This window comes from Pseudomonas sp. PDM26, assembly GCF_019219185.1.
Classification (GTDB): Bacteria; Pseudomonadota; Gammaproteobacteria; order Pseudomonadales; family Pseudomonadaceae; genus Aquipseudomonas.
Genome location: NZ_JAHUWC010000005.1, coordinates 200,423 through 224,274, shown reverse-complemented (window position 1 = coordinate 224,274; position 23,852 = coordinate 200,423). Strand labels below are relative to the sequence as shown.

The 23,852-nt window shown below is 60.5% G+C and carries 21 protein-coding genes and 1 pseudogene; 3 read left to right on the top strand and 19 right to left on the bottom strand.

Features of this window, described 5'->3' with window-relative positions:
- Nucleotides 1-293: 293 nt before the first annotated feature.
- From dtd to hutC, 15 genes are all read right to left on the bottom strand, one after another.
- Nucleotides 294-731, bottom strand: a complete 438-nt coding sequence (gene dtd, locus KW849_RS12435) for a D-aminoacyl-tRNA deacylase (protein WP_007989269.1) — start codon at nucleotides 729-731, stop codon at nucleotides 294-296.
- A complete protein-coding gene (gene pip / locus KW849_RS12430; protein ID WP_218429669.1) occupies nucleotides 728-1,699 on the bottom strand; it encodes a prolyl aminopeptidase in 972 nt (323 codons plus the stop codon). Before pip ends, dtd begins: the two co-directional genes overlap by 4 nt.
- 104 nt (nucleotides 1,700-1,803) lie before the next feature.
- Complete coding sequence (locus KW849_RS12425; RefSeq protein ID WP_218429668.1) at nucleotides 1,804-2,709, bottom strand: alpha/beta hydrolase; 906 nt, start codon at nucleotides 2,707-2,709, stop codon at nucleotides 1,804-1,806.
- 144 nt (nucleotides 2,710-2,853) lie between these two features.
- Nucleotides 2,854-3,810, bottom strand: coding sequence for a choline ABC transporter substrate-binding protein (gene choX, locus KW849_RS12420; RefSeq protein ID WP_218429667.1), 957 nt, complete (start codon nucleotides 3,808-3,810; stop codon nucleotides 2,854-2,856).
- Between the two features lie 244 nt (nucleotides 3,811-4,054).
- Nucleotides 4,055-4,858 (bottom strand): N-formylglutamate deformylase, encoded by an 804-nt coding sequence (hutG, locus tag KW849_RS12415; protein ID WP_218429666.1) that lies wholly within the window; start codon nucleotides 4,856-4,858, stop codon nucleotides 4,055-4,057.
- A 10-nt stretch (nucleotides 4,859-4,868) separates the two neighbouring features.
- Entirely contained in the window at nucleotides 4,869-6,074 is a 1,206-nt protein-coding gene (gene hutI / locus KW849_RS12410; protein WP_218429665.1) for an imidazolonepropionase, read from the bottom strand.
- Between the two features lie 17 nt (nucleotides 6,075-6,091).
- Nucleotides 6,092-7,498 carry an amino acid permease gene (locus tag KW849_RS12405; protein WP_218429664.1) on the bottom strand — a complete coding sequence of 469 codons (1,407 nt, stop codon included), beginning with the start codon at nucleotides 7,496-7,498 and terminating at the stop codon, nucleotides 6,092-6,094.
- Nucleotides 7,499-7,607: 109 nt separating this feature from the next.
- The gene (gene hutH / locus KW849_RS12400) at nucleotides 7,608-9,140 is read right to left on the bottom strand and encodes a histidine ammonia-lyase (protein ID WP_218429663.1); all 1,533 of its coding nucleotides are present in this window, start codon (nucleotides 9,138-9,140) and stop codon (nucleotides 7,608-7,610) included.
- Between the two features lie 113 nt (nucleotides 9,141-9,253).
- Nucleotides 9,254-10,777 carry a histidine ammonia-lyase gene (gene hutH, locus KW849_RS12395; protein ID WP_218429662.1) on the bottom strand — a complete coding sequence of 508 codons (1,524 nt, stop codon included), beginning with the start codon at nucleotides 10,775-10,777 and terminating at the stop codon, nucleotides 9,254-9,256.
- A gap of 108 nt (nucleotides 10,778-10,885) precedes the next feature.
- Nucleotides 10,886-11,716, bottom strand: coding sequence for a glycine betaine/L-proline ABC transporter ATP-binding protein (locus tag KW849_RS12390; protein WP_218429661.1), 831 nt, complete (start codon nucleotides 11,714-11,716; stop codon nucleotides 10,886-10,888).
- Nucleotides 11,713-12,564, bottom strand: coding sequence for a proline/glycine betaine ABC transporter permease (locus tag KW849_RS12385; RefSeq protein ID WP_103396924.1), 852 nt, complete (start codon nucleotides 12,562-12,564; stop codon nucleotides 11,713-11,715). The genes KW849_RS12390 and KW849_RS12385 overlap by 4 nt, the downstream gene beginning before the upstream one ends.
- 70 nt (nucleotides 12,565-12,634) lie before the next feature.
- Nucleotides 12,635-13,603, bottom strand: a complete 969-nt coding sequence (locus KW849_RS12380; protein WP_218429660.1) for an ABC transporter substrate-binding protein — start codon at nucleotides 13,601-13,603, stop codon at nucleotides 12,635-12,637.
- Nucleotides 13,604-13,843: 240 nt separating this feature from the next.
- Nucleotides 13,844-15,526 carry a urocanate hydratase gene (gene hutU, locus KW849_RS12375; protein ID WP_218429659.1) on the bottom strand — a complete coding sequence of 561 codons (1,683 nt, stop codon included), beginning with the start codon at nucleotides 15,524-15,526 and terminating at the stop codon, nucleotides 13,844-13,846.
- 512 nt (nucleotides 15,527-16,038) lie between these two features.
- On the bottom strand, nucleotides 16,039-16,608 hold the full coding sequence (locus KW849_RS12370; protein WP_218429658.1) for a HutD family protein: 570 nt from the start codon (nucleotides 16,606-16,608) through the stop codon (nucleotides 16,039-16,041).
- Complete coding sequence (gene hutC / locus KW849_RS12365; RefSeq protein WP_162135916.1) at nucleotides 16,605-17,315, bottom strand: histidine utilization repressor; 711 nt, start codon at nucleotides 17,313-17,315, stop codon at nucleotides 16,605-16,607. The genes KW849_RS12370 and hutC overlap by 4 nt, the downstream gene beginning before the upstream one ends.
- Before the next feature lie 146 nt (nucleotides 17,316-17,461).
- Here hutC and KW849_RS12360 point away from each other — a divergent pair, with 146 nt between their 5' ends.
- Nucleotides 17,462-18,826, top strand: a complete 1,365-nt coding sequence (locus KW849_RS12360) for a formimidoylglutamate deiminase (protein WP_218429657.1) — start codon at nucleotides 17,462-17,464, stop codon at nucleotides 18,824-18,826.
- Nucleotides 18,827-18,942: 116 nt separating this feature from the next.
- Here the strand turns inward: KW849_RS12360 and KW849_RS12355 are convergent, their stop codons facing one another.
- Together KW849_RS12355 and KW849_RS12350 are read right to left on the bottom strand one after the other, a co-directional pair.
- Nucleotides 18,943-19,512, bottom strand: a complete 570-nt coding sequence (locus KW849_RS12355) for a lipocalin family protein (RefSeq protein ID WP_218429656.1) — start codon at nucleotides 19,510-19,512, stop codon at nucleotides 18,943-18,945.
- A 30-nt stretch (nucleotides 19,513-19,542) separates the two neighbouring features.
- Nucleotides 19,543-19,797, bottom strand: a complete 255-nt coding sequence (locus tag KW849_RS12350; protein ID WP_056725770.1) for a hypothetical protein — start codon at nucleotides 19,795-19,797, stop codon at nucleotides 19,543-19,545.
- 283 nt (nucleotides 19,798-20,080) lie between these two features.
- Between KW849_RS12350 and KW849_RS31840 the strand changes: the two are divergent.
- Nucleotides 20,081-21,115, top strand: a pseudogene (locus KW849_RS31840) (cache domain-containing protein); the annotation flags it as partial.
- Nucleotides 21,116-21,208: 93 nt separating this feature from the next.
- A complete protein-coding gene (locus KW849_RS31835) occupies nucleotides 21,209-21,973 on the top strand; it encodes a methyl-accepting chemotaxis protein (protein WP_371319134.1) in 765 nt (254 codons plus the stop codon).
- A 138-nt stretch (nucleotides 21,974-22,111) separates the two neighbouring features.
- Here KW849_RS31835 and KW849_RS12340 read toward each other — a convergent pair whose 3' ends face one another.
- Nucleotides 22,112-22,714: a DUF924 family protein gene (locus KW849_RS12340; RefSeq protein ID WP_218429654.1), complete on the bottom strand. Its 603-nt coding sequence runs from the start codon at nucleotides 22,712-22,714 to the stop codon at nucleotides 22,112-22,114.
- A gap of 3 nt (nucleotides 22,715-22,717) precedes the next feature.
- The gene (locus KW849_RS12335; RefSeq protein WP_108216199.1) at nucleotides 22,718-23,728 is read right to left on the bottom strand and encodes a class 1 fructose-bisphosphatase; all 1,011 of its coding nucleotides are present in this window, start codon (nucleotides 23,726-23,728) and stop codon (nucleotides 22,718-22,720) included.
- Between the last annotated feature and the right edge of the window lie 124 nt (nucleotides 23,729-23,852).

Here is a 23,852-nt window from a genome sequence, read left to right as displayed (position 1 = left end):
AAACCAACGGCCAGTTAAAGGGTCTGCTCGGTGTACGGTATGAAAAAACCGCCCTTGCAAACCACTCTTGCCAAGTTGGCGAGCATTGTTCCGACTCCGCTGGGGCGAAATGATTCCCCAATCGGATCCGGACAATTCTCTACCTAAGTCAAAATGGACCAACGAACGCTGATCCCCGTAGCGCGCGATTATCTAGTAGGCCGCGTTACAACGCATCAGGGGTAACAAAGTATTTATCGCGAAAAAGTCCTGTTTTCAGTCGAATTGAGCGTAAAAACTTGTTTCAAACGCTTTCAGGTCTGTAACAGGAAGGTTACCGGGCCATCATTGACCAGGTGCACCTGCATATCCGCGCCGAATCTACCTGATGCCACAGTGCCATGCACCTGTTTCGCTTTGCTTAATAAATAGTCGAATAGCTCCTCGCCCAGCGCCGGAGGGGCCGCGGTCGAGAAACTCGGACGCAACCCGTTTTTAGTATCGGCAGCCAGAGTGAACTGAGAGACCAGCAGCAGCCCGCCACCCACATCCGCCAGGGACAGATTCATCTTGCCCTCAGCGTCACTGAACACCCGATAGTTAAGCAGCTTATTGAGAAGTTTGTCGGCGCTGGCCCGCGTGTCGTCGGGCTCTACGGCTACCAGCACCAGCAATCCCTGATCGACGGCACCTACGACTTCGCCCGCGACCTCGACCCGCGCGCCGCGCACCCGTTGCAACAGGCCCTTCATGCTTCTTCAGGCGGCAGGTCAAGCAGTCGCCGGGCCATCAGATTGGCGGCGCGCACCAGCGCGTCGGTAATGCCCGGTTCGGAAGCGGCATGGCCGGCATCGCGGATGACCTGCAGTTCGCTGTTCGGCCAGGCTTGATGCAGTTCCCAGGCGTTATCCAGCGGGCAGATCACGTCATAACGACCATGGATGATCACGCCGGGCAAATGGGCGATCCTGTCCATGTTGCGGATCAACTGGTTCGGCTCCAGGAAGGCGTGGTTGCTGAAGTAGTGGCATTCGATGCGGGCAATCGACAATGCACGTTGTGGCTCGGAAAAGCGATCGACCACCAGCGGGTTGGGACGCAGGGTCGCAGTGCGGCCCTCCCAGGTGGACCAGGCCTTGGCCGCGTGCATCTGGGCAATCTGGTCGTTGCCCACCAGACGCTTGTGGAACGCGGTAAGCAAGTCGTTGCGCTCGTCCAGAGGGATCGGCGCGATGTAGTCCTGCCAGTAATCGGGGAACAGGCGGCTGGCGCCGGACTGGTAGAACCATTCGATTTCCTGCGCACGGCAGAGAAAGATCCCGCGCAGGATCAGACCGTGTACACGTTCAGGATGGGTTTGTGCGTAGGCCAGCGCCAGGGTCGAACCCCATGAGCCGCCAAACAGCACCCATTTGTCGATGCCCAGGTGCTGGCGAATCCGCTCAAGGTCGGCGACCAGATCCCAAGTGGTGTTGTTTTCCAGGCTGGCGTGGGGGGTGGAGCGACCGCAACCGCGCTGATCGAAAGTGACAATGCGATAGAGATTGGGATCGAAGAAGCAACGACTCTGGGCATCACATCCGGCACCGGGACCACCATGGATGAACACCACGGGCAAACCTTCCGGTGAACCGCTTTCGTCGACGTACAGGGTGTGGGTCGCATCGACGGCCAGATCGTGCCGGGCGTAGGGTTTGATCTGTGGGTACAAAGTCTGCATTGCGCACTCCGTAAGGGGTCAAGGTCATCCCTGGGGGGACTTCTATTATTCTGCCGTCCGGCATCATAAACCCGAATTACGTCAATGAGCATGCCCGTGCGAAGTCAGAGTTTCTCCGCCAGATATCCGAACAAGGTTTCGTACAGCGCATCGACCTCGGCCACCTGCCCGCGACCCCGCAAACAGCCATGAACCAAACCCTCGCCGATATATAGCGTGGCAGCCACGCCCGCAGCCTTCAGTCGCCCGGCATACAGCACGCCGTCATCGCGCAACGGGTCGAATTGCGCCACGGCGATCCATGCCGGTGGCAGTCCGCTGAAATCCGTGGCGAGCAATGGCATGGCGTAGGCGTTCGGATGGCGGGTGCCTTGCAGGTAAAGCGCGTGATAGCAATCGACGTCAGTGCTGCTAAGTAACGGCGCGTCGATGCACTCACTGCGCGACGGCAGGCGGGGATCGCCGCCCAACCCCGGATAGATCAGAACCTGCGCGCAAGGCAGCGGCTCGCCGGTATCGCGCAGCGCCAGGCACAACGCCGCCGCGAGGTTGCCACCGGCACTGTCGCCGGCCACCAGCATGCGCGCAGGGTCAAGTTGAAACGGCCTGGCGAGCAGTGCTCGCCAGACCTTCAGGCAATCATCGAATGCAGCGGGAAACGGATGCTCCGGCGCCCGGCGGTAATCGACCGCAATCACCCGTACACCCAGTGTCGATGCCAATTCGACGCAAATGAAATCGTGGGAATCGAAGTCCCCCACCACCCAGCCACCGCCATGCAGGTAAACGATGCACGACGCACCGCTGGTCGGTGGTTGATAGGAACGAACCGCAACACCGTCCAACTCGAAATCGACCACCTGCAACCCGGTGGGGCGTTCCGGGGTAAACGCCCGGCACATCTCGCTGTAGGCCTGGCGCAACCCGGTGATACTGCTGTCGGTGCTGTTGAAACTGACGGTTTTCTCGATGAATGCCGTCATTTGCTCGGAAAGCGGGTAAGGAGCCATGAGCCTGGTGCCCGTTCAGGGAAATGCATGGCCTGTAGGAGCGAGCTTGCTCGCGATGATCGTCAACGATAATGCGGGAATCCTGATACCCCGCGGCGTTCTCGTGTTTATCGCGAGCAAGCTCGCTCCTACAGGGGTTTGCTGTCAGTTTTTCAGGCTGGCCTGAACCGTGGCAACGCCGTCCTTGCCATCAAAGCTGCTGACCCCGGCCAGCCAGCGCTGAAGATCTTCCGGATGGCCACGCAGCCATTTTTTCGCGACATCCTGAGCTGTCTGGCGCTCCATGATCGGCACCATCAACTGGCTTTCCTGAGCCGCGCTGAATGTGAGGTTCTCCAGCAGCCGATTGACGTTCGGGCAGCGCTGGGCGTAATCCGGCGCGGTTACGGTGGAAACGGTCGCGGCACCTTCATTCGGCCCATAGACGTCTTCGCTGCCGGTCAGGTAGTTGATCTTCATGTTGATGTTCATCGGGTGCGGGGTCCAGCCGACGAACACCACGAACTCCTTGCGATTCACCGCCCGCTGCACGGCCGCCAGCATCCCGGCCTCACCGGACTCGATCAGTTTGAAATCCTTCAGGCCGAAGTGATTGCTCTCGATCATGGTCTTGATCGTGGTGTTCGCGCCGCTGCCCGGCTCGATGCCGTAGATCTTGCCGCCGAGCTGATCCTTGAATCTGGCGATGTCGGCGAAGGTATTCAGCCCGGCCGCTGCCACATAGGCCGGGACCGCGAGGGTGGCCTGGGCATCGGCCAGGCTCGGTTGGTCCATGACCTTGACCTGATTGGCCGCCACGAACGGTGTGATGTTTTTATCCATCGCCGGTTTCCAGTAACCAAGGAAGATGTCCAGCCGCTTGTCGCGGATGCCGGCGAAGATGATTTGCTGCACGGCGCTGGTTTGCCTGCTTTCGTAGCCAAGACCGTTGAGCAGTACATCCGCCATGCCACTGGTGGCGATCACATCGGTCCAGTTGACCACGCCCATGCGCACGGTTTTGCAGGAAGCGTCGTCCGCGGCCATGGCGCCGGCGCTCAACAGAGCGGTGCCGCAGAAGATTGAGAGACAGCGGGTGAACAGACCTTTGGGGCTTGTCATAGAGAGCATTCTCGTGCGGCAGCGGATTATTGTCGGGGCGGTGTCTTTGTGCACCGTGGCCAGAACATTACGCAGCAGACGAGCGGTAGAAGCGACCTGTGGCGACCGTGTTTTGCACGGTGGCGACTTGTAGGAGCGAGCTTGCTCGCGATGGAGGACAACGATGACGCGGGCTGCCTGAATGCACACGTTGACCTGACGTTTTTCGCGAGCAAGCTCGCTCCTACAGAGACCGCACCAAGCCTTAATGCCCGTAGTGTTTTTCACCCCAGGCCAGCAACCCTTGCAGCAACTCCTTGAGCACCTCCCGCGTCGGCTCCGCCAGGTCCGGGCGATAACGGAACGGCTCGAACTCTTCCATGTAGGTGCACTGCCCCAGCTCCAGTTGCACGGCGTGGATGTTCTCGACCGGGTTGCCGTAATGGCGGGTGATGTGGCCACCCTTGAAGCGTCCGTTCAGCACGTGGGTGTAGTTTTCGTGACGTGCGCAGATCGCTTCCAGTTGGGTCGCAAGCTGTGGATCGCAACTGGCGCCATTGAAGGTACCAAGGTTGAAGTCCGGCAGTTTGCCGTCGAACAGGTGCGGGATTATCGAGCGGATCGAATGCGCATCGAACAGCAGCGCGTAGCCGAACTCGGCCTTCAGTCGCGCCAGTTCCTGCTGCAAGGTGCTGTGGTATGGCGTCCAGATTTGCTCAAGATAGGTTGCGCGCTCTTGTTTCGAAGGCTCCAGTCCTTCGCGGAACAACGGCACACCATCGAACAGCGTGGCCGGGTACAGGCCGGTGGTTGCACCCACGTACAAGGGTTTGTCGTCGGATGGCCGGTTAAGGTCGATGACGAACCGCGAATACTCGGCAGCCAGGGTGCTGGCACCCAGCTCCTCGGCAAAATCGTACAACTGCGGGATATGCCAGTCGGTGTCCGGCAGGCTTTTCGCCTGCGGGATCAACCCGGCTTCCACCGCAGGCGTCAAGCGCACACCAGCGTGGGGCATGCTGATCAGCAGCGGTACGCGGCCTTGTTTGAAGTTCAGAACCTTATCCACAACAGATCTCCTACAGACTTGATTCGACGCCGTGGCGCACGACGCGTTTTTCCAGGTCACCACCCAGCCAGTACGACAGGTCGGCCGGGCGATCAATTTGCCAGGCGACGAAGTCCGCGACCTTGCCGGCCTCCAGCGAACCATGAGTGGCGGCCATGCCCAGTGCGGTGGCAGCGTGAATCGTCGCGCCGGCCAGGGCTTCTTCCGGGGTCATGCGAAAACAGGTGCAAGCCATGTTCAGCATCAGGCGCAACGACAGTCCCGGCGAGGTGCCCGGATTGAGGTCGCTGGCGATGGCGATTTTCACGCCGTGCTTGCGCAGGGCGTCCATCGGCGGCAATTGGGTTTCACGCAGGAAGTAAAAGGCGCCGGGCAACAGCACCGCAACCGTGCCGGACTTGGCCATGGCAATGGCGTCGTCCTCGGTCATGAACTCCAGGTGATCGGCGGACAACGCGTGGTAACGCGCCGCCAGGCTCGAACCGTGCAGCGACGACAATTGCTCGGCGTGCAGCTTCACCGGCAGGCCCAGTGCCTGGGCGGTGATGAATACACGCTCGACCTGCGCCGGGGAGAACGCCAGGTATTCACAGAAGGCATCCACCGCGTCGACCAGCCCTTCAGCGGCCAGGGCCGGCAGCATTTCGGCGCAGATGTGATCAATGTAGTCATCGGCGCGATCGACGTATTCCGGCGGCAGGGCGTGAGCGGCCAGGCAGGTGCTGCGCACGCTGACCGGTAGTTCGGCGCCGAGGCGACGGGCCACACGCAGCATCTTGCGCTCGTTGGCCAGGTCCAGGCCGTAGCCGGACTTGATTTCGATGCTGGTGACGCCATCACGCATCAGGCTTTTCAGACGTTTGCTGGCGCTGGCGAACAATTCATCTTCGCTGGCGGCGCGGGTGGCGCGCACGGTGCTGGCGATGCCGCCACCGCTGGCGGCGATTTGCGCGTAGCTGACGCCTTGCAGGCGCTGCTCGAATTCGCCGCTGCGGTTACCGCCGAACACCGTATGGGTATGGCAGTCGATCAGGCCCGGTGTGACCCAGGCTCCGTTCAAATCATTGACGGCCGGATACTCGCCCGCCGGCAATTCACCGCGCGGGCCGATCCACTCAATGTGCGCTCCTGACGTCACGATGGCCGCGTCCTCGATGATCGAGTAGACGCCTTGTGCCATGGTTGCGACGTGACAGTGTTGCCAGAGAGTTTTCATCCTTGGCCTCCATTAGGTTATCGATGAGAAAAAACAGGGTCCTGTGTCACCAGGGCTGCCTGGCCCGCCGCCGGTTTCACCCACGTCAGGTAAGCCAGCACCAGCAACACGATCCAGACCACGCCGACAATCAGCGCTGCCTGGGTGTCCGGGAAATAGCCGAGCACGCCGAAAATGAACAGCATGAAGGCAATCGCCGCCGCCGGCGCATAGGGCCAGAGCGGTACCGGGAATTTCAGTTGTGCAACCTGTTCGGCGCTCATGGACCGGCGCATGGCCACTTGGGTCACCAGAATCATCAGCCAGACCCACACCGTGGCAAAGGTCGCAATGGAAGCGATCAACAGGAACACGTTTTCCGGGATCAAATAGTTCAGCAACACGCCCAACAGCAGCGCGGCGCTCATCACCACCACGGTCAACCATGGCACGCCATTGCGCGACAGACGGGCGAAGCCCTTGGGTGCATGGCCTTGCTGGGCCAGACCGAACATCATGCGGCCAGCGCCGAAGATGTCACTGTTGATCGCCGAAATCGCCGCCGTGATCACCACGATATTGAGAATGGTGGCAGCCGAGCTGATCCCCAGCTTGTCGAAAATCTGCACGAACGGGCTGCCCTGGCTGCCGATCTGCTGCCATGGAAAGATCGACATCAGCACCAGCATTGTCAGCACGTAGAACAGCAGGATGCGCAACGGCACGGCATTGATCGCCCGGGGCAGCACGTGCTGCGGGTCTTTGGCTTCACCCGCCGTTACGCCGATGATTTCAATACCGCCAAACGCAAACATCACCACTGCGAACGAAGCAATCAGACCGCCCATGCCATTGGGCATGAAGCCGCCGTGGTTCCAGAGGTTGCTGATGTCGGTCGCCTGGCCGGGGGCCGAGCTGATGCCGAACCACATGATGCCGAAACCGCCCAGGATCATCGCGACGATGGCCGCGACCTTGAGCAGCGACAGCCAGAACTCCATTTCACCGAAGACTTTGACGTTGCACAGGTTCAGGCCGCCGACGATGGAAACGACACCCAGCACCCAGATCCAGCGGGAAACCTCCGGGAACCAGAAGCCCATGTAGATACCGAACGCCGTGACGTCGGCCATGCCGACGATGACCATTTCGAATGCGTAGGTCCAACCGAGGATGAAGCCCGCCATCGGCCCCAGGTAGGTGCTGGCGTACTGGCCGAAAGAGCCGGCCACCGGGTTGTGCACCGCCATCTCACCGAGGGCGCGCATGACCATGAACACCGCCGCGCCACCGATCAGGTAAGCGAGCAGTACTGCAGGCCCGGCCATTTGAATGGCCGAGGCAGATCCATAAAACAGCCCGGTGCCGATCGCCGACCCCAGCGCCATGAAGCGAATATGTCGGGCAGAGAGCCCGCGTTTCAAACCTTTTTCTGGCTGTTGCATTGCTCGTCCCTAATTATTGTTATTCGACGCAAAATCGAATCGCCGGCAAGCCGGCTCCTACAGGTTTATGCGACCCCCTGTAGGAGCTGGCTTGCCAGCGAACGGGCCCTTAAAGGCTCGGCAGCAACTTCGCCGCCACCAGCTCGTTCAGGCAACGCGAGGCCAACAATTCAGTCGCCGCATTGATGTCCGGCGCGAAGAAACGGTCTTTCTCATAGAAAGGCACTTCGTTACGCAGAATGGCACGGGCCTTTTCCAGTTTTGGCGAGGTTTTCAGGCCGTCGCGCAGATCCAGACCCTGAGCCGCCGCCAGCCATTCCACGGCGAGAATCCCGCGGGTGTTCTCGGCCATTTCCCACAGACGCTTGCCAGCCGCCGGAGCCATCGATACGTGGTCTTCCTGGTTGGCGGAAGTCGGCAGGCTGTCCACCGAATGCGGATGGGACAGCGCCTTGTTCTCGCTGGCCAGTGCCGCTGCGGTCACCTGGGCGATCATGAAGCCGGAGTTCACGCCACCGTTGGCCACCAGGAACGGCGGCAATTGCGACATGTGCTTGTCCATCATCAGCGAGATACGGCGTTCGCTCAGGGAGCCGATTTCAGCGATGGCCAATGCCATGTTGTCAGCGGCCATGGCCACAGGCTCGGCGTGGAAGTTACCACCGGAGATCACGTCGCCTTCAGCGGCGAACACCAACGGGTTGTCCGATACGGCGTTGGCTTCGATGGCCAGCACTTCGGCGGCCTGACGGAACTGGGTCAGGCAGGCGCCCATGACTTGCGGCTGGCAACGCAGGGAGTATGGATCCTGGACCTTTTCGCAGTTTTCATGGGAGTCGGAGACTTCGCTGCGCTCGCCCAACAGATCGCGGTACGCGGAGGCGGCATCGATCTGGCCTTTCTGGCCACGGGCAGCGTGGATGCGTGCGTCGAACGGCGAACGCGAACCCAGTACCGCTTCAACGGTCAGGCCGCCCAGCGCCAAGGCACCGGCGAACAGGTCTTCACCTTCGAACAGGCCACGCAGGGCAAATGCGGTGGAGACTTGAGTGCCGTTGAGCAGCGCCAGACCTTCTTTGGCGGCCAGGGTCAGCGGAGCCAGACCGGCGACTTTCAGCGCTTCGGTGGCTTCCATCCACTCGCCTTTGTAGCGCGCCTTGCCTTCGCCCAGCAGCACCAGTGACATGTGGGCCAAAGGCGCCAGGTCACCGGAGGCACCGACCGAACCTTTCAATGGAATATGCGGGTAAACCTCGGCGTTGATCAGGGCGATCAGCGCATCGATCACCACACGACGGATACCGGAGAAACCACGGCTCAGGCTGTTGACCTTGAGCACCATGATCAGGCGTACCAGATCGTCGCTGATCGGCTGACCGACACCGGCGGCGTGAGACAGCACCAGCGAGCGCTGCAGGTTTTCCAGGTCTTCGCTGGCGATGCGGGTCGAGGCCAGCAGGCCGAAACCGGTGTTGATGCCGTAAGCGGTGCGGTTCTCGGCGAGGATCTGCTCCACGCAGGCAACGCTGGCTTCGATCTGGGCCGAGGCGCTGTGGTCGAGGGTCAGTTTCACCGGCTGCTGATAGACGTCACGCAGTTGGGCGAGGCTCAGTTGGCCGGGAATCAGGTTTAGCGCAGTCATTTTGTGCTCCTTTTGAGAGTTGTTGTTAACTCACCAGACGCTCCGGAGATGTCCGTTGTCCGTCGCGTCTGCCTTTTGGGGAGCCGCGCCTTGGCACGCTGGTGTTGTGGAAGTCAGTTCAGTTCTGGAAAAGCGTTGTGCAGCAAAATCGGGTCTTTCAATACCGCAGCAGCGGCGGCAATGTCCGGTGCCAACCAGCGATCCTGGTCGTAGGGGGCAACATGCTCGCGCAGCAGGCGCCAGGCAGCATCGGTGCCCGTGCCGAAGCGTTGTTCTTTGAGGAACTCGAACGCCTGGGCCGCCAACAGGTACTCGATGGCGAGGATCTGCGTGCAGTTTTCCAGCGCGCGATGCAGTTTGAGCGCGGCGTTGGTACCCAGGCTCAGGTGGTCTTCCTGCAGACCGGAAGTCACATAGTTGTCGAGCACTGCCGGTTGCGCCAGTTGACGGTTTTCCGCGCACAGCGAAGCGGCGACGTATTGCACGATCATCATCCCGGAGTTCACACCCGGGTTGGCCACCAGGAAGGCCGGCAGGCCGCTGACGTGCGGGTTGATCAAACGGTCCAGGCGACGCTCGGCGATGGAGCCGATTTCCGCCATGGCAATCGCCAGCAGGTCCGCCGCCATTGCCACGGACTGGCCATGGGGGTTGGCCTGAGACACCACGCGGTAATTGTCCGCAGTACCCAGCACCAGCGGGTTGTCGGTGGCGCCGTTGAGTTCGGTTTCGATCTGTCTGGTCGCATGCACCAGTTGATCGCGTGCGGCGCCGTGCACCTGCGGAATCGAGCGGATGCTCAGCGCGTCCTGGGTACGAATGCCTTTGCTCTGGGCAATCACTTCGCTGCCGTCGAGCAAGGCTCGCAGGTTGATCCCGACCTGTTGCATGCCCGGGTGTGGCTTGAGCGCGATGATCTCGGCGTCGAAGGCGTCGATTTGCCCGCGTTGGGCTTCGAAGCTCATGGCGCCGATCACGTCGGCCCATTCCAGCAGGCGCGTAGCATCGGCAATGGCCAGGCAGCTCAGGCCAGTCATGCACGGTGTGCCGTTGACCAGGCACAAACCGTCCTTGGCGCCGAGCTTGACTGGTTGCAGGCCTTCTTCGGCCAGCGCTTGCTGCGCGCTAACGACCTGACCGCGATAGCTGACATTGCCGACGCCCAGCAGCGCGATGCCGATGTGGGCCATGTGGGTCAGGTAACCCACGGAACCCTGGGACGGCACTTGCGGGGTGATGCCACGGTTGAGCAGTGCCAGCAGTGCTTCGACGACCTGACGGTGCAGGCCGGATTTGCCGTGGCTGTAGTTGACGACGGCGGCGCACATGATCGAGCGGGTCTGCTCGTTGCTCAGCGCTGCACCCACGCCACAGGCGTGGCTGAGCAAGGTGTTGCGCGACAACTGGCTGAGTTGTTCGTCCTGCAGCGAGACGTTGCACAGCGCACCCAGGCCGGTGTTGATGCCATAAGCACGTTCGCCGCTGGTGACGATGCGCTGAACGATGGCCTGCGCGTTTTCGATGCGCGCCCAGATCGGCGCCGACAGCACAAGCTGTGCGCCATCGCGGGCCACGGCGACCACGTCCTGCCAGGTTACCTGCGCTTGGGTGATAACGATTTTTTCAGCCTGGGACATCTTCAACCTCATCTAAATAAAATCAAAAGATCGCAGCCTTCGGCAGCTCCTACACCGGGTACGGCTCGCTCCTGTAGGAGCTGCCGCAGGCTGCGATCTTTTAAAGACTCAAACCACCGCCGCCCGACGCTGCACAAAGCGGTCGACGTACTCATCCGCCGGCGAGTGCAGGATCTCTCTCGGCGTACCGACCTGGATCAGGCGGCCATCCTTGAGGATCGCGATACGGTTGCCGATGCGCACGGCCTCGTCGAGGTCGTGGGTGATAAAGACGATGGTCTTGTGCAGGGTCTTTTGCAGCTCCAGTAACTGGTCTTGCATCTCCGCGCGGATCAGCGGGTCGAGAGCGCTGAAGGCTTCGTCCATCAGAATGATGTCGGTGTCCGCCGCCAGGGCACGGGCCAGGCCCACACGCTGACGCATGCCGCCGGAAAGCTGATGCGGATATTTGTTTTCGTAGCCCTTGAGGCCCACGGTGTTGATCCAGTGCTGCGCACGCTCGGCGCACATGGCTTTGCTTTCGCCGCGGATTTTCAGGCCGTAGGCGACGTTGTCCAGCACGCTCTTGTGCGGCAACAGGCCGAAGCTCTGGAACACCATGCTGATCTTGCGTCGGCGAAATTCGCGCAGGGCTTCCATGTCGTATTGCAGGATGTCCACGCCGTCCACCAGGATCGCGCCGCTGGTCGGGTCGATCAGGCGGTTGAAGTGGCGCACCAGGGTCGACTTGCCGGAACCCGACAGGCCCATGATCACGAAGATCTCGCCGCTGCCGATGCTCAGCGACAGGTCGTTTACACCCACCACGCAGCCGGTTTCGGCCAGCACCTGATCCTTGGTCTTGCCCTGGCCGACCATGGCCAGCGCGTCCTTGGCACGGTTGCCGAAAATCTTGAAGACGTTTTTGACTTCGATCTTGCTCACGGTTGCGTTGTTCATTTGCTCACCTCATGCCGTGCGCGACCGTACGCCTGAGTAATGCGGTCGATCACCACAGCCAGAATCACGATCGCCAGACCGGCCTCAAGACCACGTCCGACGTTGAGGGTCTGAATCCCCACCAGCACGTCTTCACCCAGACCACGGGCACCGATCATCGAGGCGATCACCACCATCGACAGGGCCATCATGGTGGTCTGGTTGATCCCGGCCATGATGCTCGGCAGGGCCAGCGGCAGTTGCACGCCGAACAGTTGCTGCCAGCGGTTGGCACCGAAGGCGTTGATCGCTTCCATCACTTCGCCGTCGACCTGGCGAATGCCCAGATCGGTCAGGCGGATCAGCGGTGGCGCGGCGTAGATCACGGTGGCGAAAATCGCCGGGACCTTGCCCAGGCCGAACAGCATCAGCACCGGAATCAGGTACACGAAGCTCGGCATGGTCTGCATGATGTCCAGCAACGGCATCAGCACCGAACGCAGGCGGTTGCTGCGCGCCGAGAGAATGCCCAGCGGGATGCCGATCAACACCGAAATGATCGTCGCCACCATCATCAGCGCCAGAGTCTGCATCAGCTTGTCCCAGAGGCCGACTGCACCCACCAGGAACAGCAAGCCGACGATGACGGCGGTGGTCACGACTTTACGGGTCGCGTGCCAGGCCACGCCCGCCACGATTGCCAGCATCAGCCACCAGGGCGCTGCACGCAGCAGGCTTTCAAGATTGACGATGGCCCACAACAGGGTGTCGGAGATGTGCCGGAACACGTCGCCGTAGTTGGTGACCAGCGAATCGACCCAACCGTTGACCCAGTCGGCGATGGAAAAGGTAAAGCTTTCGGGAAACATAAGAGACTCTCAATCAAGGGGTTGCGATCAAGCATCCGACTGCCGTCGCCGACAGTCGGAGAAGCCCGACCTACAAGGCCGCGTCGATTTTCTTGGCTGCGTCTTCGCTCACCCATGCGTGCCAGACTTCAGGATGTTCCTTCAGGAAGATCTTGGCCAGTTTTGGTGACTCGATCCGCTCTTTGGTCATGCGCCCCAGGTTCTGGTTCAGCAGGTCGATTGGCACGTTGACCTTTTCCAGCACGGCCACCAGTTCCGGTGCTTCGTCGTGGAAAGTCTTGGACAGGCCGACCTTGATATCCACGGTCTTGTTCACGCCTGGTTTCTCTTCGAGCTTGACCACGTCAACCTGGCCCATCAGCGGCGTTGGCGACCAGTAGTAGAACAGGATCGGCTCGCCACGCTTGTAGCTCGACAGCACGGCGGCATCCAGCGCCGGGCCGGTGCCTGGGCGGAAGTTGGTGTAGGTGCTTTCCAGGCCGTAGCTTTTCAGCATTTCGCTGTTGTCCAGCTCACAGGTCCAGCCAGCCGGGCAGTTGTAGAAACGGCCCTTGGACGGCTCTTCGGCGTCCTTGAAGATCGCCGAGTACTTGCCCAGGTCAGCAATGTTTTTCAGGTCCGGCGCCTTGGCCTCCAGCTTGCGCTTGGCATCGCCTTCGATCACGTAGCGCGGCACGTACCAGCCTTCAATTGCACCAACAACCGGTGCGCCGACACCGACGACCTTGCCGGCCTTCTCGGCCTTGTTCCAGACTTCGCTGCGGCCGACCCACTCCTCGGCAAACACTTGAATATCGTTGCTGCTCAGGGCGTTTTCCATGGTGATGGAGTTACCCGGCAGGCTGTCGGTCTTGCAGTCGTAGCCTTTCTCCAGCACGACTTGCAGCACGTCGGTCAGAAGCATGGCGCTTTCCCAGTTCAGGCCGGCGAATTTCACCGGTTTGCCCGACTCGCACCAGCCCGCCGCCTGAGTGGCGCCAGCGCTGGCCAGCAGGCCCATGGAAAGCAATGTGGTCAGCAGGGTCTTGTTCGATTTCATTGTTGTGACGCTCCTAATCATGAGTTGGCTTACGGCAGTCAAGAGGCATCCAGCCATGTCCACGTCCAATCAGGCCTGCGCAACCGCGCGACCCGCCCCGCTTGTTGTTAGGTCTGCAACGTCCTGATCTCTGCAGGAGGTGCCGCAGGCTGCGATCTTTTGCTTTTAAAAGATCAAGATCAAAAGATCGCAGCCTTCGGCAGCTCCTACAGGTTTGCATTGGGCCAAGGCCCGCTTTCTTTATTTGCCGGTAATCATCGGCAGGTTCAGCCCTTGTTCCTTGGCGCAGTCGATGGCGATCTGGTAACCGGCATCGGCGTGACGCATGACACCGGTGGCCGGGTCGTTGTGCAGCACGCGAGCGATACGCTCGGCCGCTTCGTCAGTACCGTCGCAGACAATCACCATGCCCGAGTGCTGGGAGAAGCCCATGCCGACGCCGCCGCCGTGGTGCAGGGACACCCAGGTCGCGCCGCTCGCGGTATTGAGCAGGGCGTTGAGCAGTGGCCAGTCAGACACGGCGTCGGAACCGTCCTGCATGGATTCGGTTTCGCGGTTAGGGCTGGCAACCGAACCGGAGTCCAGGTGGTCGCGACCGATCACGATCGGCGCGGACAACTCGCCGCTGCGCACCATTTCGTTGAACGCCAGACCCAGCTTGGCGCGCAGGCCCAGGCCAACCCAGCAGATACGTGCCGGCAGACCCTGGAAGCTGATGCGCTCGCGGGCCATGTCCAGCCAGTTGTGCAGGTGGGCGTCATCCGGGATCAGCTCTTTGACCTTGGCGTCGGTCTTGTAGATGTCTTCGGCGTTGCCCGACAGCGCAGCCCAACGGAACGGGCCGATACCGCGGCAGAACAGCGGACGGATGTAGGCCGGTACGAAGCCCGGGAAGTCGAATGCGTTTTCCACGCCTTCTTCTTGTGCCATCTGACGGATGTTGTTGCCGTAGTCGAAGGTCGGCACGCCCATTTTCTGGAAGTCCAGCATCGCTTTAACGTGAACGGCCATCGATTGCTTGGCGGCCTTGATCACAGCGGCCGGCTCGGTCTTGGCGCGAGCGCGGTACTGGTCCCAGGTCCAGCCGGCCGGCAGGTAGCCGTTGAGCGGGTCGTGGGCGCTGGTCTGGTCGGTAACCATGTCCGGGCGCACGCCGCGCTTGACCAGTTCCGGCAGGATTTCTGCCGCGTTACCCAGCAGGGCGATGGAAATCGCTTTGCCTTCGGCGGTGTATTTGGCGATGCGGGCCAGAGCGTCGTCGAGATCGGTAGCCTGCTCATCGACGTAGCGGCTTTTCAGACGGAAATCGATGCTGACCTGCTGGCATTCGATGTTCAGCGAGCAAGCACCGGCCAGGGTCGCGGCCAGAGGCTGAGCGCCACCCATGCCACCGAGGCCTGCGGTCAGGACCCAACGACCTTTCAGGTCATCGTTATAGTGCTGGCGACCGGCTTCGACGAAGGTTTCGTAGGTGCCCTGGACGATGCCCTGGCTGCCGATGTAGATCCAGCTGCCGGCGGTCATCTGGCCGTACATGGCCAGGCCTTTGGCGTCCAGTTCGTTGAAGTGTTCCCAGCTCGCCCAGTGTGGAACCAGGTTGGAGTTGGCGATCAGTACGCGCGGGGCGTTGCTGTGGGTCTTGAACACGCCGACCGGCTTGCCGGATTGCACCAGCAGGGTCTCGTCGTCGTTCAGGTTGGTCAGGCTTTCAACGATCTTGTCGTAGCATTCCCAGTTACGTGCAGCGCGACCGATACCACCGTAAACCACCAGTTCTTTAGGGTTCTCGGCGACTTCCGGATCGAGGTTGTTCATCAGCATGCGCAGCGGCGCTTCGGTCAGCCAGCTCTTGGCGGTCAGCTTGTTACCGCGTGCGGCACGGATTTCAACGTCACGAAACTTTGTAGGTTTAATGTCAGTCACGAAAAAGACTCCTCAGCAATCAATCCAAACCAACCCAGGCAGTGGGCGAGCAAGCCAATGGGCATCAGTGCACACCGGCGAATCAGTGGACGATGGTTGAGTCCTCGTGACTCATACGCATACGTCTTTACTTGTACATACAAGCATATGCAATCAAGCGGCCAACTTGTTGGATGAGTATTCAAGAAAAATTCTGAAACGGCTGGAGAGCGCCTGGGACAAGGGTTCTGGCGTAGATGAAATTTTTTCGGGAGGATTTTTGTCGCAAGGGGGTTTTGTTACTTGAGCTTGGTTTTGCGCCACGCTGGGGCGTTCGGTAACAAAGTGGTGCGCTGTGGGGAACGTAATTTTTTTTTTGGGGGGGGGGAACGACATCGCGAGCAAGCCCAACCCCTGTAGGAGCAGCCGGTCGACGCTCGATTGCTCGCGATGGTCGTGAACGATAACGCGTAAAACCAGATGCCCTGCGGCGCCTATGGGTTTTTCGCGAGCAAGCTCGCTCCTACAGGAGATCAGCGCGTTGTCAGTTCGATCACGCAGCAGGCGCCGTTGCTGGAGATTTCCAGCAGACCAGTGTTGCCTTCGAGTTGCAGACAATCATGCCGGCCAAGTTGCGAAGCGTTGCTATCGACCACCACTTCCAGCGCATCGCTGATGCTGAACACCAGCACCGTGCCCGCCGAGCTGAAAAACCGCTGCTCGCCACTCAACCACTGCAACCGCGCACCGTAACGCTGCGGCGCATAAATCAGGTTGAAATCGCGAATCGGCCCACCCAGCAATGTGCAGGAAACCTTGCTTTCACCACTGAAGGCAAGCGGGTCCAGCGGTAACAGTGGCCGCGTTACCTGACCATCAACCGACAGGGTCATGCCATCGCCCTGCAACACGGTGATGATCCGCTCGTAACCGGCGAAGATGGAAAACCCACCCGACTCGCCAATGTCGGCAATCGACAGGCGCCAGCCAAACCCGTCCAGACCTGTACCCGCATCACGAGTGATTTCTTCAGTGCTGCCGCCACCGTTCTTCCACGGCATGCGCGGATAATCCTTGGCGCGTAAAACCTTCAACTGTTTCATTTGTGAAACCGACCTTCCAGACGATGACGAGAACCGGGGTGGATCAAGCGCGCAGCAGTCACCGGCTGACGACCGGACCAGGTGCGGCGGCGAATCAGCAGGCACGGCTCGCCCTTTTCAATCTGCAGCAATTTGCATTCGGATGGCTCGGCCAGGATCGCCTCGACCACGTGCTCGCCCTCGGTCAGCGGCGCGACCTGGTTCAGATAGGCGTAGGGCGTTTGCAGGGTGAAGTCCTGCTTGAGGTAGTCCGGCGCCACCAGCGCATTGACGAAACGGTCTTCGATTTGCACCGGAATATCGTTTTCGAAATGCACGATCAGCGAGTGGAACACCTTCTGCCCTTCGCGCATGTCCAGGGCCAGGGCGCGCTCGGAGCCGGCGGCCTCCTCTTCAAGGGTGATGACCTTGCAGGTGTGGCGATGACCGCGGGAGGCAATTTCATCGGCGATATTGTGCACTTCGAACAGTGCAGACTGGCTTTTCGGCTCGGCGACGAACGTACCGACACCTTGCATGCGCACCAGCAGGCCATCGGCGGTCATCTCGCGCAGGGCGCGGTTGATGGTCATGCGGCTGAAGCCCAACTGGCTGACCAGCTCGCTTTCCGACGGAACGCGGTAGTGCGGCGGCCAGTTTCCACTGTCGATTTGCTGGGTGATCATTTGTTTGACGCGGGCGTACAAGGGCGCCGGACTGTCGCCCATGTTCGCGGCCAACGGAGAGACTGGAGGCGGAGTCGGCACGGTTAATCCTTGGTCGTTTGATAGATGTCGCTAGCTTGCCGGAGTTTACCGGGCAGGCAAACGTCTGTATATGTATATACAAATAACACACGATGGGGTGATGAACCATGTCCGCCTTCTTTGCCGAACGCGCGCTGCTGCCTAGTGGATGGGCCAACAATGTACGTCTTGAGGTCAGCGCCGATGGCGTTTTGACCCATATCCAGGCCGATTCCCATGCAGATGGCGCCGAGCGGCTGAGCGGTCCGCTGCTGCCTGGCATGCCGAACCTGCACTCCCACGCCTTCCAGCGGGCCATGGCCGGGCTGGCGGAAGTGGCGGGCAATCCGAACGACAGTTTCTGGACCTGGCGCGATCTGATGTATCGCCTCGTCGGAAAAATCAGCCCGGAACAACTCGGCGTCATCGCCCGCCAGTTGTATATCGAAATGCTCAAGGCCGGTTACACCTCGGTCGCAGAATTTCACTACGTGCATCACGACCTCAATGGTCAGCCTTACGCGGATCCGGCCGAACTGGCCCTGCGTATCAGTCAGGCTGCCAGTTCCGCGGGTATCGGCTTGACCCTGCTGCCGGTGCTCTACAGCCACTCAGGCTTCGGTGGCCAAGCGCCGAACGACGGTCAGCGTCGCTTTATCAACAGCACCGAAAACTACCTCAAGCTGCAATCGCGCCTGCAACCGTTGCTTGCGCAGCAACCGGCGCAGTCGCTGGGCTTGTGTTTCCACTCGCTGCGCGCGGTCACGCCGCAGCAGATCAGCGAGGTGCTGGCGGCCAGCGACAAGCAATGCCCGGTGCACATCCACATTGCTGAACAGCAGAAAGAAGTCGACGACTGCCTGACCTGGAGCGGTCGTCGCCCGCTGCAATGGCTGTACGAAAACATCGACGTCGATCAGCGCTGGTGCCTGGTCCATGCGACCCACGCCAACCCGGAAGAAGTCACGTCGATGGCCAAGAGTCGCGCCGTCGCCGGCCTGTGCCTGACCACCGAAGCCAACCTGGGCGACGGGATTTTCCCGGCGGTGGACTTCCTCGCCCAGGGCGGGCGCATGGGCATCGGTTCCGACAGTCATGTGTCATTGAGCGTGGTGGAAGAATTGCGCTGGCTGGAATACGGCCAGCGTCTGCGCGACCAGCGGCGTAATCGTTTGTATGGCGCGGATCAGCCAATGGTCGGCCGCACGTTGTTCGATGCCGCGCTGGATGGCGGTGCTCAGGCGCTGGGCCAGCCGATTGGCGCACTGGAAGTCGGCAAACGCGCCGACTGGCTGGTGCTCGACGGCAACGATCCGTATCTGGCAACAGCCAATGGTGACGGGATTCTCAACCGCTGGCTGTTTGCCGGTGGCGATCGCCAGGTGCGGGATGTGCTGGTGAATGGCCAGTGGGTGGTGCGTGACGGGCGGCATGCCGGCGAGGAAGAAAGCAATCGCGCCTTCACTCAGGTACTGCGCGACTTACTCGGTTAAAAGCAAAAGATCGCAGCCTTCGGCAGCTCCTACATGAACCCGGTTGGCCGCAATAATGCGGATCAACACGAAACCTGTAGGAGCTGCCGCAGGCTGCGATCTTTTTGGTTACACCATTAATTTGAAGTCTCGGCCATCTGCTGTTCCGACGCCCGCCAGATCAGTCGCGTGGTGTCGTAACCCTGCTGACGCGCCTTGCTCAGCAGCTCCTCACGCACCACACCATTCACGTTCGGCGTGCGCGACAACAGCCACAAATACTTCCGGCTTGGATCACCGACAATGGCGGTCTTGTAGTCATCGCTGACGTACAGCACCCAGTATTCGCCCTTCGCCGTACCCGGGATCAGCCTGGAGAACCAGGTATCGAACTCGATCCACAGCTTGTCGCCCTTGCCGGGCTCCTGTGGATAAGCCGTGCCTTTGACCTCTTCCCATTGCCACTGCGCCGTCAGGCAGCGGTTCAGCACCGCCACGTTACCGTCAGGCTTGAGCGTGTAATGGGCTTCGGATTGCGCACAGTCGCGCTGGAAGTACATCGGCATGCGCGCCAACTCGTACCAGGTGCCCTGGTAGCGCTTGAGATTGACGCTTTTGACAGTCTTGGGGGCCAATGGGTCCTGGCCAGACGTGGCACAGCCGGCCAATAGCAGACCGGCAAAAAGGATGATCAATAACCGTTTCATTATTTTTCTCCCGCGGGCAAACGCCCCGGTTTACTTCAGGCCTTGGCCGGAAAACATCAGCACTTTGTCACCGGCGAACTGCACGCTGATAAAGCTGTTCTTGTCGCCCCAGGTGCAACTGGACATGCCGAGCGCGCCTGAACAATCGGCGGGTTTGCCCAACAGGGTCTCCACCTCGGCCTTGGCCATGCCAGCCGAGAGCTTAGAGTAGTTTTCCTGATTGACTTTGCTGCAGGCAGCCAGCAACACGCAAAACGAAAGCAAGGCGATGGAACGCAGCGACATGGTGAAACTCCGGGGGGGCGTAGGGGATTGGCATGGCTGCCAAGCTGAAGCTTAGAAGAGAAAACCCCTGTGAGGTTCCGTGCCCAGCAGGCTATTTATCGGGCCACTCGTCTACCTTTTGCCGAAAATCGGTCACTTTCCTTGTTCATCGAGCATTTCGTCGTTTTTCAGAACATCCGCCTAATCTTTGGCGCCGATCAGTCGACATACATGCAACGCAAAGCCACGTCGGTGGCATTTGCTCCCCCATTTTGTAGAACAGCCCCTCTGCGGTAGCTCATCCATGACCAGAAACATGAAGTTCAGCCACAAGATATTGCTGGCTGCTGCCCTCGTGGTAGCCGTCGCATTCGCTTGTTTCATCCTGTTCAACGACTATCGCCAGCGCGAGACCTTGCGCAACAGTACCGAAGCCTCGATGCAGGAACTCGGCAGCCTGACCACCAGCAACATCCAGACCTGGCTGGAAAGCCGCATGCAATTGCTGCAGTCGATGGCCCAACAGGTCAGCGCCGATGGCAATGCTGCCGCCAGCCTGAAACGGATCATCGACCTGCCCGCCTACACCGGCAACTTCCAGCTGAGCTACTTCGGTGGCGCCGACGGGGTGATGTTCTCGGTCCCGGCGGGCAACCGCGCGGCGGACTACGACCCGCGCGCCCGTGGCTGGTACAAGGCGGCCAATAGCGCACAACAGACCATCGTCACCGAACCGTACATTGCCGCGTCTTCCGGCAAACTGGTGATCACCGTGGCCACCCCGGTGCAGCACCAGGGCCAGATGATCGGCGTCGCCGGTGCCGACATCGACCTGTCCAGCGTCAGCGCGATCATCAACTCGCTGAACTTCGGCGGTCACGGTCATGCGTTTATCGTCGGTGCCGACGGCAAGATCCTGATTCACCCGGACAGCAAGCTGGTGCTCAAGAACCTGGCCGAGGCCTATCCGAGCGACACGCCCAAAGTCAGCCCGGGCATGAAAGAAGTCGAGATCGACGGCAAGCGTCAGTTCATCTCCTTCACCCACGTCAACGGCGTGCCATCGGCGAACTGGTACGTGGCACTGGTGCTCGACCAGGAAACGGCGTTCTCGATGCTCAGCGAGTTCCGTACCTCGGCGATCATCGCCATGGTGATTGCCATAGTGATCATCATTGCGCTGCTGGGCATGCTGATCAGCCTGCTGATGCAGCCGCTGCTGACCATGGGCCGCGCCATGCACGACATCGCCGAAGGCGAAGGTGACCTGACCAAACGCCTGACCATTCATGGCCACGACGAATTCGGCGCGCTGGGGCTGTCGTTCAACCGCTTCGTCGAGCGCATTCACACCTCGATCATCGAAGTGTCCTCGGCCACCGGCCAGGTCAACGAAGTGGCGTTGCGTGTGGTGGCCGCGTCGAATTCGTCGATGTTCAACTCCGACCAGCAGGCCTCGCGTACCAGCAGTGTGGCCGCGGCGATCAACCAGCTCGGTGCCGCCGCCCAGGAAATCGCCCAGAACGCCGCCCTCGCCTCGCAACATTCCAGCGATGCCCGCAGCCTGGCCGAAGACGGCCAGCAGGTGGTGGATAAAACCATCGCGGCGATGCAGCAGTTGTCGGCCAAGATCAGCGATTCGTGCGGCAGCATCGAAACCCTCAACAGCAACACGGTCAATATCGGGCAGATTCTGGAAGTGATCACCAGCATCTCCCAGCAGACCAACTTGCTGGCGCTCAACGCCGCCATTGAAGCGGCACGTGCCGGTGAGGCCGGGCGTGGTTTCGCGGTGGTGGCCGATGAGGTGCGCAATCTCGCTCACCGCACCCAGGACTCGGCGCAGCAGGTGCAGACGATGATCGAAGAACTGCAGGTCGGCGCCCGGGCAGCGGTGGGCATCATGACCGACAGCCAGCGCCAGAGCGAAAGCAGCGTCGGCATCGCCAACCAGGCGGGCGAACGCCTGGGCAGCGTGACCCTGCGCATCGGTGAGATCGATGGCATGAACCAGTCGGTCGCCACTGCCACTGAAGAACAGACGGCTGTGGTGGAGTCGATCAACGTCGACATCACCGAGATCAATATGCTGAACCAGGAAGGGGTGGAGAACCTGCAGTCGACCTTGCGTGCGTGTGCCGATCTTGAGCAGCAGGCGGCGCGGTTGAAGCAGTTGGTGGGTAGTTTCCGGATCTAAAGATCAAAAGATCGCAGCCTTCGGCAGCTCCTACAGGTTCAGGGTTCGACGCAAAAACCGCGGCGCAACACCAATCCCCTGTAGGAGCTGCCGCAGGCTGCGATCTTGGCGACCTCGACTACAGCGTAAATATCAAGACTAAAAACGCGACCCTGGCTTCGAAAGAAACGCCAACTCTTCTACCGTAGATTCGCGCCCCAACACCGCATTGCGATGCGGAAAGCGCCCAAACTGCGCAATCACTTTCTGATGCCGCTCGGCGTAGTCCAGGTAATCGCTGAACAGCGCCCGATCGATTTCCGGTTGCTGCGCCACCAGCTCGATGTAGCGCGAGACACCTTCGTTCTGCACCGCGAGGTCTTCGCTGTGCTCGAACACCAAGTAGATGAACACCCGCTGGATCGGCTGCAACTGCCGGTCGTAATCCGCGGCAATGCCTTGGGCTACCAGCTTCTGCGCCCGGAGATCGCCTGCAAAGGCTTTGGGAGTATCGCGAAAGATCATTCGCGGGATTTGATCGAGCAACAGCACCAGGGCCAGCCAACCTTCGGGATGTTGCATCCACTCGGTCAATCCGCCGGCCAGTGCCTGCTCGGTCCAGTCCCCGAAACGCTCGCGCGCTTCGAGGTCCTGGCTGTCGCGCTTGCCGAACCACAACTTGCGCTTCTGCGCCGCCACTTCCCTCGCTGATTCGGAGCTTCCGAACCACCAGTCAAGCAACGGCTGCCAGGGCGCGGTCATGATTTATTCCTTGTGGTAAGCCGTGACGCGGGCAACTTCTTCTTTCGAACCGAGGAACACCGCAACACGCTGGTGCAGGCCTTCCGGCTGGATGTCGAGGATGCGCTGGTGGCCGTCGGTGGACGCACCGCCCGCCTGTTCCACCAGGAACGACATCGGGTTGGCTTCGTACATCAGGCGCAGTTTGCCCGGTTTGGAAGGCTCGCGGCTGTCGCGTGGGTACATGAACAAACCGCCGCGGGTCAGGATGCGGTGCACGTCGGCCACCATCGCGGCGACCCAGCGCATGTTGTAGTTCTTTTTCAGCGGGCCGGTCTCACCTGCCAGCAATTCGCCAACGTAGCGCTGTACCGGAGCTTCCCAGTGACGCTGGTTGGACGCGTTGATGGCGAATTCCTGGGTGGTTTCAGGAATGGTGATGTCTTCGTGGGTCAGGACGAAGCTGCCCATTTCACGGTCCAGGGTGAAGCCCTTCACGCCGTGGCCCAGGGTCAGGATCAGCATAGTCTGTGGACCGTAGATCGCGTAACCGGCGGCCACTTGCTGGGTGCCTGGCTGCAGGAAGGCCTTTTCATTCAAAGGTTCGTTCTGGCTCAGGTATTCGTTCGGGCAACGCAGTACCGAGAAGATGGTGCCGACCGGCGCGTTGATGTCGATGTTCGACGAACCGTCCAGCGGGTCGAATACCAGCAGGTACGCACCTTTGGGGTATTTGCCCGGGATCTGGTAGGCATTGTCCATTTCTTCGGACGCCATACCGGCCAGGTGACCGCCCCATTCGTTGGCTTCAAGCAGGATTTCGTTGGAGATCACGTCGAGCTTCTTCTGCACTTCGCCCTGGACGTTTTCAGTGCCCATGCTGCCCAGAACGCCACCCAGGGCGCCTTTGGACACGGCGTGACTGATCTCCTTACAGGCACGCGCCACCACTTCGATCAGGAAGCGCAGATCGGCAGGAGTGTTGTTGCTGCGGGTCTGCTCAATCAAATAGCGACTCAAGGTAACGCGGGACATGGAAGGCTCCGGAGGAATGGGGGGGGGCTAAAAACCCGCGCAGTTTAGCGCGAGTCGGGGCGCATTTCCTCCTATCAGACGTGATCGGCCGAAGAGAGTTCATGCGCGGGGATGAGCGTAGTTG

What these genes read in the sequence shown, in the direction of transcription:
- dtd (WP_007989269.1), bottom strand. Translation starts at nt 731, where the DNA reads ATGAAGGGCCTGTTGCAACGGGTGCGCGGCGCGCGGGTCGAGGTCGCG.
- pip (WP_218429669.1), bottom strand. Translation starts at nt 1,699, where the DNA reads ATGCAGACTTTGTACCCACAGATCAAACCCTACGCCCGGCACGATCTG.
- KW849_RS12425 (WP_218429668.1), bottom strand. Translation starts at nt 2,709, where the DNA reads ATGGCTCCTTACCCGCTTTCCGAGCAAATGACGGCATTCATCGAGAAA.
- choX (WP_218429667.1), bottom strand. Translation starts at nt 3,810, where the DNA reads ATGACAAGCCCCAAAGGTCTGTTCACCCGCTGTCTCTCAATCTTCTGC.
- hutI (WP_218429665.1), bottom strand. Translation starts at nt 6,074, where the DNA reads ATGAAAACTCTCTGGCAACACTGTCACGTCGCAACCATGGCACAAGGC.
- KW849_RS12405 (WP_218429664.1), bottom strand. Translation starts at nt 7,498, where the DNA reads ATGCAACAGCCAGAAAAAGGTTTGAAACGCGGGCTCTCTGCCCGACAT.
- hutH (WP_218429663.1), bottom strand. Translation starts at nt 9,140, where the DNA reads ATGACTGCGCTAAACCTGATTCCCGGCCAACTGAGCCTCGCCCAACTG.
- hutH (WP_218429662.1), bottom strand. Translation starts at nt 10,777, where the DNA reads ATGTCCCAGGCTGAAAAAATCGTTATCACCCAAGCGCAGGTAACCTGG.
- KW849_RS12390 (WP_218429661.1), bottom strand. Translation starts at nt 11,716, where the DNA reads ATGAACAACGCAACCGTGAGCAAGATCGAAGTCAAAAACGTCTTCAAG.
- KW849_RS12385 (WP_103396924.1), bottom strand. Translation starts at nt 12,564, where the DNA reads ATGTTTCCCGAAAGCTTTACCTTTTCCATCGCCGACTGGGTCAACGGT.
- KW849_RS12380 (WP_218429660.1), bottom strand. Translation starts at nt 13,603, where the DNA reads ATGAAATCGAACAAGACCCTGCTGACCACATTGCTTTCCATGGGCCTG.
- KW849_RS12370 (WP_218429658.1), bottom strand. Translation starts at nt 16,608, where the DNA reads ATGAAACAGTTGAAGGTTTTACGCGCCAAGGATTATCCGCGCATGCCG.
- hutC (WP_162135916.1), bottom strand. Translation starts at nt 17,315, where the DNA reads ATGGGCGACAGTCCGGCGCCCTTGTACGCCCGCGTCAAACAAATGATC.
- KW849_RS12360 (WP_218429657.1), top strand. Translation starts at nt 17,462, where the DNA reads ATGTCCGCCTTCTTTGCCGAACGCGCGCTGCTGCCTAGTGGATGGGCC.
- KW849_RS12355 (WP_218429656.1), bottom strand. Translation starts at nt 19,512, where the DNA reads ATGAAACGGTTATTGATCATCCTTTTTGCCGGTCTGCTATTGGCCGGC.
- KW849_RS12350 (WP_056725770.1), bottom strand. Translation starts at nt 19,797, where the DNA reads ATGTCGCTGCGTTCCATCGCCTTGCTTTCGTTTTGCGTGTTGCTGGCT.
- KW849_RS31835 (WP_371319134.1), top strand. Translation starts at nt 21,209, where the DNA reads ATGTTCAACTCCGACCAGCAGGCCTCGCGTACCAGCAGTGTGGCCGCG.
- KW849_RS12340 (WP_218429654.1), bottom strand. Translation starts at nt 22,714, where the DNA reads ATGACCGCGCCCTGGCAGCCGTTGCTTGACTGGTGGTTCGGAAGCTCC.
- KW849_RS12335 (WP_108216199.1), bottom strand. Translation starts at nt 23,728, where the DNA reads ATGTCCCGCGTTACCTTGAGTCGCTATTTGATTGAGCAGACCCGCAGC.